The sequence below is a fragment of the Janthinobacterium kochi genome (assembly GCF_051380715.1).
In the GTDB taxonomy this organism is placed as follows: Bacteria; Pseudomonadota; Gammaproteobacteria; order Burkholderiales; family Burkholderiaceae_D; genus Janthinobacterium.
The window spans coordinates 41,135-49,776 of sequence record NZ_JBNYXO010000023.1 but is presented as its reverse complement, the minus strand read 5'-3'; the positions used below and the strand labels follow the sequence as shown (position 1 = coordinate 49,776).

Annotated in this window: 8 protein-coding genes and 1 pseudogene; 5 read left to right on the top strand and 4 right to left on the bottom strand. The window is 62.1% G+C overall.

Features of this window, described 5'->3' with window-relative positions:
• Nucleotides 1–79: 79 nt before the first annotated feature.
• Complete coding sequence (locus tag ACQ4WL_RS26955) at nt 80–601, top strand: TonB-dependent receptor domain-containing protein (protein ID WP_436512710.1); 522 nt, start codon at nt 80–82, stop codon at nt 599–601.
• Nucleotides 602–932: 331 nt separating this feature from the next.
• Here the strand turns inward: ACQ4WL_RS26955 and ACQ4WL_RS26950 are convergent, their stop codons facing one another.
• Nucleotides 933–1,202, bottom strand: coding sequence for a hypothetical protein (locus tag ACQ4WL_RS26950; protein WP_436512709.1), 270 nt, complete (start codon nt 1,200–1,202; stop codon nt 933–935).
• 87 nt (nt 1,203–1,289) lie between these two features.
• Here ACQ4WL_RS26950 and glpD point away from each other — a divergent pair, with 87 nt between their 5' ends.
• The 4 genes and pseudogenes from glpD to ACQ4WL_RS26930 form a co-directional block, all read left to right on the top strand.
• Nucleotides 1,290–2,843: a glycerol-3-phosphate dehydrogenase gene (gene glpD / locus ACQ4WL_RS26945; protein ID WP_436512707.1), complete on the top strand. Its 1,554-nt coding sequence runs from the start codon at nt 1,290–1,292 to the stop codon at nt 2,841–2,843.
• A 146-nt stretch (nt 2,844–2,989) separates the two neighbouring features.
• Entirely contained in the window at nt 2,990–4,489 is a 1,500-nt protein-coding gene (gene glpK, locus ACQ4WL_RS26940; protein ID WP_436512713.1) for a glycerol kinase GlpK, read from the top strand.
• A 42-nt stretch (nt 4,490–4,531) separates the two neighbouring features.
• Nucleotides 4,532–5,239, top strand: a complete 708-nt coding sequence (locus ACQ4WL_RS26935; protein ID WP_436512705.1) for an MIP/aquaporin family protein — start codon at nt 4,532–4,534, stop codon at nt 5,237–5,239.
• Between the two features lie 114 nt (nt 5,240–5,353).
• Nucleotides 5,354–5,458: pseudogene (locus tag ACQ4WL_RS26930) on the top strand (protease); the annotation flags it as partial.
• Between the two features lie 100 nt (nt 5,459–5,558).
• Here ACQ4WL_RS26930 and ACQ4WL_RS26925 read toward each other — a convergent pair.
• From ACQ4WL_RS26925 to ACQ4WL_RS26915, 3 genes are read right to left on the bottom strand one after another with little or no spacing between them, the layout of a single operon-like run.
• Nucleotides 5,559–6,602, bottom strand: a complete 1,044-nt coding sequence (locus tag ACQ4WL_RS26925) for an AAA family ATPase (protein ID WP_436512703.1) — start codon at nt 6,600–6,602, stop codon at nt 5,559–5,561.
• Nucleotides 6,599–7,978, bottom strand: coding sequence for a phenylacetate--CoA ligase family protein (locus ACQ4WL_RS26920; RefSeq protein WP_436512702.1), 1,380 nt, complete (start codon nt 7,976–7,978; stop codon nt 6,599–6,601). The genes ACQ4WL_RS26925 and ACQ4WL_RS26920 overlap by 4 nt, the downstream gene beginning before the upstream one ends.
• Nucleotides 7,975–8,568 (bottom strand): hypothetical protein, encoded by a 594-nt coding sequence (locus tag ACQ4WL_RS26915; RefSeq protein ID WP_436512700.1) that lies wholly within the window; start codon nt 8,566–8,568, stop codon nt 7,975–7,977. The genes ACQ4WL_RS26920 and ACQ4WL_RS26915 overlap by 4 nt, the downstream gene beginning before the upstream one ends.
• Nucleotides 8,569–8,642 lie beyond the last annotated feature (74 nt).

The window sequence follows — 8,642 nt, the reverse complement described above, 5'->3', positions numbered from 1 at the left end:
GCCAGCGACGCCATTCGCGCCTTGGCAATGTTCCGCCCGCGTTGTTCGCTGAGAAATTCAGCAAACAGCCACGGGTGGCTTGAAACAAGAGTGTCCGCTATTGACAGTACACCTCAAAGGTCTGGATCTGGATGTGAAGTACTCCTTCAAAGTGGGTGAATACGGCACCGTGAAACTGCGTGAGTCCAATAGCTACAACTTGAAATACGAGCAAAGCATCGCGCCGGGCAGCGAGCCAACCGACCGCCGGGACGGCACTAACCATCCAAAATGGTCGAACACGCTGCGCATCGGCTTCGAGCGCAATAGCAACGAAGTGGCCCTGACCGCCCGTACCCGCTCCAGCACGAAGAATATTGACGATCCGACGAAACTGCAGAACGCCGCCATTACCAACAACCGTATTGGCGCGTACACGGTGTGGGACATGAATATCCACTTCAAGCCCGTCAAAGACCTGGATGTGAGTGTCGGCGTCAACAACATGTTCGATAAAGGCACCGTGTACTCGAACAGTGCGTATGTCGATACCTATGTCAACTCGATGAACGATATCGTCGGCCGTTATATTTACTTGAACGCACGCTACAAGTTTAAATAATCGCTGATTTCACATGGCAGTCCCCGGACCGCCATCGCTGAAAATCGCCGCCTGCAAGCGAATGCCGTTCAGTTAAGACTGGACGGCATTTTTTTTGGAGCTTGCAAACGCCCGGGCCAGTTGTTCATTTGTGCGGCGACGCTCGATGACACCAACTAAAGTGACCCCATCGGTCAAGACAGATTTTCAGCGCATTTAAGCTGTGTCCGCTTCCAATGCTGCAACTGGTCGGCGCTGCGAGAGCAACCATTTCCACACTGCCATACTTGTCGATGATCAGCCCCCCTCATGCTCCAGGCAAGTGGCGAGCAGTTGGCCCAAGCGCCGCCGCTCATGGCCGACATGCTCGCCCGTGGACGGCATGCCCCCCGATACAGCGCGCCAGCAAACGCACATCCGCCAGCGCGCGAAATGGATGATGGCGTGGAATTGTGCCGCTAAAACGAACCAAAACGAACAAAAAAGAATAATTATGTGTTGTTAAATTTTCGAACGTGCGTAGAATAATGAAAAAAAGCGCGTTATTCTTCGCTTCAGCGCATTTTGCTTCCTGTTCGCATGAACGCTTGGATGCGCTCATGGCAATGGCAGGCAGGCGCATGGTAGCGACTGCGTGGCCGGATGAAAAAACAAGCTGAAACCATGCACTTTTTGTAGCCCATAGCGGCCTATCACCACCTCCAGGATCATGATGCAATCGATAATCAAGCAGCTAGCGCAACAGGACTGTGATCTTTTAATCGTCGGCGGCGGCATCAATGGCGTCGGTATCGCGCGCGATGCGGCCGGCCGCGGTTTGCGCGTCATCCTGTGCGAGCAGCACGATCTGGCCCAGCACACCTCCTCGGCCAGCACAAAACTGATACACGGCGGCCTGCGCTATCTTGAGTATTACGAATTCAAGCTGGTGCGCAAGGCCTTGCAGGAACGCGAATTGCTGTTGCGCACTGCACCGCACATCATGTGGCCGCTGCGCTTCGTCATGCCTCACGATGCCGGACAACGGCCCGCCTGGATGATCCGTGCCGGACTGTTCTTGTATGATCATCTGGCGCGACGCGCTTTCCTGCCAGCCTCGGAAGGTGTGTCACTGCGCCAGCACGTGGCGGGCAGGCCGCTGAAAGGCGATTTCCGCAAGGGCTTCGTGTACTCCGACGGTTGGGTGGACGATGCGCGACTGGTGGTGCTCAATGCGCTGGACGCCAGCGAACGCGGCGCCAACATTCTGACCCGCACCCGCTGCGCGTCGGTACGCCAGGAAGGCCGGGGCTGGCACGCCACGCTGGAGAGCGAGCAGCATGGCCGCATCGAGGTGACTGCGCGCGCCATCGTGAATGCCGCCGGCCCCTGGACCGCGCAATTCGCCAACGCTGCCTCGGGCGTGAGCAATACGCACGGCCTGCGGCTGGTCAAGGGCAGCCACATCATCGTGCCGCGCCTGTTCGATCATCCTTACGCCTATATTTTCCAAAACCAGGACAAACGCATCATCTTCGCCATTCCCTATCAGGACGAGTTCACCCTGATCGGCACCACCGACCTCGAATACACCGGCGCGCCCGGCAAGGTGACGATCAGCGACGGCGAAGTGAGCTACCTGTGCGAGGTGGCCAACCGTTACTTCACCAAACAGATTGCACCGGGCGACGTGGTCTGGACCTATTCCGGCGTGCGGCCGCTGCTCGACGACAGCGCGCAAAACGCCTCGGCGGTGACGCGCGACTACCTGCTCGAATGCGACCCGAACACCGCCCCCTTCCTCAATATCTGGGGTGGCAAGATCACCACTTACCGGAAACTGTCGGAAGAAGCGCTGGCCATGCTGCAGCCGCGCCTGGGCCGCGATGCGCCGGACTGGACCGCCTCGGCACCGTTGCCGGGCGGCGACCTGCAGCATGCGGGCGCACTGGTTGAGAACATCGACTTCGAACGCTTTGCACAACAACTGCACGCCCAATACCCATGGCTGCCGGGCAAGCTGGCGCAGCGTTATGCGCGCTGTTACGGCACCCGCGCCAGGCGCATGCTCGGCACGGCAAAGAAGATGACGGATCTGGGCGAGGAACTGACGCCCGGCGTGTACGAACAGGAAGCGCGCTATCTGTTTGAGGTGGAATGGGCGCGCTGTGCCGAAGACATCCTTTGGCGCAGAACCAAATGCGGCTTGTACTGCCAGCCGCGGCATGTGGCGCGTCTGGAGGAATGGATCAGACAGATGTCGATGCCTGAGATGAGCGCTTGAAAAAACAAGCCTGAGAGCCAGGCAGCTTTGCCTTGCCTGGGCCATCTCCATGGACACGGGATGACAGTTTTACCGAGTGACCGGCGCGGCAAAGACAGGCAAAAAAAATCAACTATAGACGGAGAGAATACATGCAGAAGATGGCGATGAAGGACCAATACATTCTTGCGCTCGATCAGGGAACGACAAGCTCGCGCGCGGTGTTGTTTGATCGGGCCGGCAACATCGTCTCGGTAGCACAAAAGGAATTCCCGCAAATTTATCCGCAGCCGGGTTGGGTAGAGCATGACCCACAGGATATCTGGTCGACGCAGGCCGGCGTCGCCGCCGAAGCCGTCACACACGCGGGACTGAATGGCGCATCGATCGCCGCCATCGGCATCACCAACCAGCGCGAAACGACCATCGTCTGGGACCGCGAGACGGGCCGCCCGGTATACAACGCCATCGTCTGGCAAGACCGCCGCACGGCCAATTTCTGCGATGAACTGAAAGGCCGCGGCCTCGAAGCCATCGTGCGGGAAAAAACCGGTTTGCCGATCGATTCGTATTTCTCCGCAACCAAGATCCGCTGGATACTCGACAATGTTCCAGGAACGCGCGAACGCGCCAACCAGGGCAAGCTCGCCTTCGGCACTGTCGACAGCTGGCTGGTGTGGAATCTCACACAGCAAGGAATGCACGTCACCGATGTCACCAACGCCTCGCGCACCATGCTGTTCAACATCCACACGCTGGACTGGGACGACGAGTTGCTGGCCATGATGAATATCCCGCGCAGCATGCTGCCTGAAGTCCATCCGTCTTCGGCCGTCTACGGCACCACCAAAACCACCTTGTTTGCCTCCGCGGTGCCGCTGGCCGGCATCGCCGGCGACCAGCACGCGGCGCTGTTCGGCCAGATGTGCACCAAGCCAGGCATGGTCAAGAACACCTACGGCACAGGTTGCTTCCTGGTGATGAACACGGGCGACAAACCGATTGAATCGAAGAACAATCTCGTCACCACGATCGCGTGGCAGATCGGCGAGCAAGTCAACTACGCGCTCGAAGGCAGCATTTTCATCGGCGGCGCGGTCGTGCAATGGCTGCGCGACGGACTCGGCATCATCAAGAGCGCCGCTGAAATCGAGGCGCTGGCACGCTCGGTGCCGCATGGCGACGGCGTCTATCTGGTGCCGGCCTTCGCCGGACTCGGCGCACCGCATTGGAATCCGCGCGCCCGCGGCACGCTGTTCGGCGTGACGCGCGGCACCACGTCGGCCCACATCGCGCGCGCTGCGCTCGACAGCATCGCCTACCAGTCGCTGGATGTATTGAAGGCAATGGAAGCCGACCTGGGCGGCAAGATCACCGAATTGCGCGTCGATGGCGGCGCGGTGGCCAACGATTTGTTGATGCAATTCCAATCGGACCTGCTCGGCGTCGACGTGGTGCGCCCGCAAATCACCGAAACGACGGCTTTGGGCGCGGCGTATCTGGCTGGCCTGGCGGTCGGCTACTGGAAGGATGTCAGCGACATACAGGACCAATGGAAACTGGACCGCCGTTTCACGCCGGCGCTCGACGCGAACACAGTGAAGGCCCACATACAGGGATGGCAGCGTGCGGTCAACGCCAGCAAAGCCTGGGCCGATGCGGTCTGATCCGTCAGGCGCCCATCCTCCACATTTCACTGGAAGCTTCACATGCATCCCTTATTCGCCGAATTCATCGGCACCACTTTGCTCGTCCTGCTGGGCAATGGCGTGGTCGCCAACGTCATCTTGCAAAAAACCAAGGGCCATAACAGCGGCCTGATCGTGATCGCCATCGGCTGGGCGATGGCGGTGTTTGTCGCCGTGCTGTGTACCGCCGCCGCCAGCGGCGGCCACCTCAATCCGGTAGTGACCGTGGCACTGGCAGTAGTCGGGAAATTCCCCTGGACACAGGTTCCCGCCTATGTCGCCATGCAGATGCTCGGTGGCATGATGGGGGCGTTTCTGGTATGGGTCATCTACTACAAGCACTTCGAGGCCACCCCCGATGGCGACACCAAACTGGCAGTCTTTTGCACCGGCCCGGCGATCCGGGGCACCTTCGGCAGCCTGGCCGCCGAAATGATCGCCACCTTCGTTCTCGTGTTTGCCGTGTTGAACATGGCGGCGCCAAGCTTCGGACTGGGCGCCATGAGTGCCTTGCCCGTCGCCCTGCTGGTGCTGGGCATCGGCGTGTCGCTCGGCGGCACCACGGGTTACGCGATGAGCCCGGCACGTGACTTCGGTCCACGCATCATGCACGCGATCCTGCCCATCCCGGGCAAGCGCGACAGCGATTGGCGCTATGCCTGGGTGCCGGTCATCGGCCCGCTGCTGGGCGCCGTCCTGGCGGCACTGCTGTACAACTATAAATCTTAATTCCGATCCCACTACTCCCCCGCGTCTGCCGTACCGGGCCGTCTTGCCAGGCAGGAGGGATGACAACGCCACGGCCGGGGCGGCGTGGAGTAGACACTTTCGCAGGAAAACCACGTGGCAGCGAAAAAATCTTGTTTTTTGACGGGCGATTTTGCAGAAGATTATGAAATGATGGTGCCGTTCCAGGCATTGCAGATGGTCGACAACACGGTGCACGCCGACAGCCTGCTTCGAGCGCTTTTCCGCCCCCACGGCGATGGACCCGGCCAGCGGAGAATTCTCTTGCGAGATATGCATTCCCGTGCGGCCGCTGTCGCGGTCATGTCGGATTACGCTCCGCCAATAACTGCGCCACCTGCCTGACCCGCTCGTCCACCGCACCTGACACATTGATAAATGCGATCCGCCGCCGCGCCAGCTCGTCCCTGTACCACGCATGCTGGCGCGCACGGAAATCCTCGTCGCGGCGGGTACCATCCTGGATGAAGGGGAAGTCGGGCGCGCACAGCAGCACCAAGTCGTAGCGATGCTCGGCCAGCTGCGCCAATTCTTGCTCGGCCTTGCCGAACATCTCGACGCAGTAAAAGTACGTGGTCATGGGCGAGGTATCGCAAAACAGCCAGCGCCGCGCCGCCAATAGCGCCTGCGCCTCGCGGCGCAGCTGTTCCCGGCCGATTTTCAGCAGATCGTCATAGTTCAATACGCCATCCTGGCTTTCCCACAGCTCGCGGCCATATTCGGCCACCCAGCCGGTATCGAAATGCGCTGCCAGCGCGGCCGCCAGGGTCGTCTTGCCGCTCGATTCGCCCCCCAGCACGCACACCCGCGTGACAAAGTCGGCGCGCACGACGGGCGACAGGAAGGCGCTGTGCGCCTGCGGGTCTTGCCTGACCCGCGTTCCGGACACGGGCACCAGCGTTCTCGCCTGATCCACGCTGACATGCGCCACCGGGCCAGCGGCATAATGCCGTTCCAGCACCTGCGCAAAGCCGGGACCGTAATCCTCGCTGCTGAACACAGCATCGACGGGTAGCGTCAGCACCGTCCAGCACAGCCAGCCCATGAAATGGCGATGCGCGTCGCCCTCGTCGTCGTTGTGCGGCAGCGGACGCGCAGGCACGCCGCGCGCCGCGCACAGGGCGGCCAGGCGCGCCTCGTCCAGCACGACGATGTGCGCCTGCGGAAATTGCGCGTGCAGCCAGGTTTCCCGGCGCGCCGGCTCCAGGCCGGGAAATTCAGGCCTGGTGTAGCTAACCACCAGCAATTCTTCGCAAGCGTCTCGCGCACGCTTGATCAACAGTTCGTGGCCCAGATGCAGCGGACAGAATTTGCCCACCACGAGGCCGCGTTTATAAAGGTTCATGCCACTGCTTCCCGCAAATCCGAGGTGTATTGAATGATCTTGTCTTCCGCCAGCAAAGTCTCGACCGTGATGGCGCCGAAAAAAGGCGCGAGCAAGGTACGCGCCCGGTCAGCCTGCGGCATGGCGCCCGGCGCCAGGCGCAGCGCAATGGCGCCATCGCCATGCTGGTGCACGCCGAACAGGGCGATGGCCAGCGGTTTCAAGGCATGCGTGATATCGATATTGTTGATCCATTCGCCGTTGATCGTCCTGTAGCGCAAGGGACTGCGGCCCGCCAGGCCCACCAGCACGGGACCGTGCGGGCCATGCGCCAGCGAGGCGTAGTCGCCCGTGCGATAGCGCACCAGGGGCAGGCAAAAGTTAAAACCGCCCGTCACCGTGATTTCGCCGCGTGCGCCCTCCGGCACGGGCTGGCCCGCACTATCGAGGATTTCCACATACAAGCGGTGCTGCAGCAGCACGTGGCCACCCGCCTGCTCGTCGTAGACGGCCACCGGTCCCACTTCATTGAGCGAATAGATGTCGAGCACGGGACAGCCGAAACGCTGTTCCAGGCGCGCGCGCATGCCGGGCAAGAGCATCATCGAGACCGACAGCAGCGCGGCCGGCTTGTGCGTCATGCGCAGGGTCAGCAGCTCGGCAAACGAGATGGGGTCGCCCGCGATCAGCTCGGGCGCCATGGCGTCCAGGTAGCGTGCGCGGTCTTCAGCTTGACGCCAGTCGTCCGGGTGCAGATTGATCTTCGCCAGGCCCGATTCGTGCATCGTCGGGGTGACGGAGACATAGGTGAAGCAGCGGCGCTGGTGCCCCAGCAGCATCACGCCCACCTGGCCCTCGCCATGACGCAGGGTGACGCCGAAGCGGCGCAGCGCGCGCTTGTGGAAAGCCAGGTAGCGCCCTGCCACCAGCGGGTGCGAAGCGATCAGCAGCGGGTGGCCCGTGGTGCCCGTGGTCTGGAAATTGATCATGCGCGCCAGGTCCGCATCGTCGGGCACGAAAGCGGCGATATCGTGCGCCAGCTCGGCGCGGCTGATGGGCGCCACGTCCGCCAGGCGAGAAGGCGGCGAACCGCAGGCGCGGTAGTACGGCACCGTGGCGTAGACGGTCCAGAGAAACTCCGCCAGCCAGGGCGGGGGCGCGGCGGCACTCCAAGCGACTACCGCCTGCATGACTTCCTGTTCATAGGCGCGCAGTGCCTCGACCTCTGCGGCCAACAGCTTGTTGCCGCTGCGGTTGCGGTACTGGGGCGCCGCAGGATGGCTGCGCAGTTTTTCCAGCATGCGCGCGCCCACCGGCGTCAGGGTGGGACAGTAATCGAGGTCCGATTCCCAGGCGCCGCCGGGCAGATTGACATCAGCTTTGCCAGCGAGCGTCATTCGCGCGACCACTTGTCGGCCGATTCCTCGGCCGCCTTTTTCGCCAGCGCCTCGCGGATTTCCCGCGCGCGCTGCTCGGCCAGCCGGCTCGCTTCGAGCAGGCGGCGCCGTTCCGTGCCGCTGATGGCAGACAACCGGTCCGTGGCCTGCGCCACGCTTTCTTCGCGGGGCCGAAAGCCCAGACGCGCCAGCACGATGCGCGCCAGTTCCTCGCGCCGCTCCGGGTCTTGCGTGAACTGGTGGGCCGGCGTGGCGGCAGCCAGTTCGCGCGCCGCCTCGCCCAGTACCTGCAACAAGGCTGGTTGCGGCAACTGCTGGCCGGTGAACCAGTCGTCGGCCAGCAGCCAGCACAGGATCATGGTCAGCGCCAGCCGGTTGCGGTCCGCCTTCACCTGCGCGCCGATAAAACCCTGCAGGGACGCGGCCGGCGCGCGCGCGCCATGCAGCAGCAAAATATCGTTGACCAGCGCGGTAACCGCCACGGCCTGCGCGTTGGCGACGCCGGCGATGCGCGGCTCGGCGAGGAATTCGACGGGTGTGTCGGCCAGGCGGTGGGTTAAGGTTTCAAGGTGGGGACCAGAGATATTCATGGGCCTTTTCTTATACAGTGATGTGCAAATTTAGCCCAAAAAGCAAAGGCTGGGGTCAGACCCGGCGGGTCTGA

Bases quoted from the DNA above. Each gene is read 5' to 3' on its own strand.
- ACQ4WL_RS26935 (WP_436512705.1), top strand. From the start codon at position 4,532: ATGCATCCCTTATTCGCCGAATTCATCGGCACCACTTTGCTCGTCCTG.
- ACQ4WL_RS26950 (WP_436512709.1), bottom strand. From the start codon at position 1,202: ATGCGCCTGCCTGCCATTGCCATGAGCGCATCCAAGCGTTCATGCGAA.
- ACQ4WL_RS26920 (WP_436512702.1), bottom strand. From the start codon at position 7,978: ATGACGCTCGCTGGCAAAGCTGATGTCAATCTGCCCGGCGGCGCCTGG.
- glpD (WP_436512707.1), top strand. From the start codon at position 1,290: ATGATGCAATCGATAATCAAGCAGCTAGCGCAACAGGACTGTGATCTT.
- ACQ4WL_RS26915 (WP_436512700.1), bottom strand. From the start codon at position 8,568: ATGAATATCTCTGGTCCCCACCTTGAAACCTTAACCCACCGCCTGGCC.
- ACQ4WL_RS26925 (WP_436512703.1), bottom strand. From the start codon at position 6,602: ATGAACCTTTATAAACGCGGCCTCGTGGTGGGCAAATTCTGTCCGCTG.
- glpK (WP_436512713.1), top strand. From the start codon at position 2,990: ATGAAGGACCAATACATTCTTGCGCTCGATCAGGGAACGACAAGCTCG.